The sequence below is a fragment of the Psychrobacter sp. TB20-MNA-CIBAN-0197 genome (assembly GCF_040309765.1).
In the GTDB taxonomy this organism is placed as follows: Bacteria; Pseudomonadota; Gammaproteobacteria; order Pseudomonadales; family Moraxellaceae; genus Psychrobacter; species Psychrobacter submarinus.
On record NZ_JBEOPC010000912.1, the window covers coordinates 1 to 258 of the forward strand.

Annotated in this window: 1 protein-coding gene; it reads right to left on the reverse strand. The window is 59.7% G+C overall.

The features are described from left to right. Positions 1–258 (reverse strand): hypothetical protein (locus tag AAEY83_RS16525; protein WP_502945209.1); only part of this gene is annotated, 258 nt, incomplete at both ends.

The window sequence follows — 258 nt, forward strand, 5'->3', positions numbered from 1 at the left end:
GTGTTTGCGTGCGGCCTCCAGTGTGCTGCGAATGCACAGCTCTGGACGGTAGACGGCGTTGGGCAAAAAGTTGATCGACAAGTGTGTCTGCATATTAAGGCTCGCCGCGCCTTCGATGGCGCGGGTCCGGCAGAGCTGGTCGAAACGGTAGCGGTTGTCTTCTGTAACCTGATTTAACACCGACAGTGCACCTTCCCCGGCCACGCCTCGCACCAGCGCTTCGTGGGCAAACACCGATTGGTCGCGCAGGTCGACGAT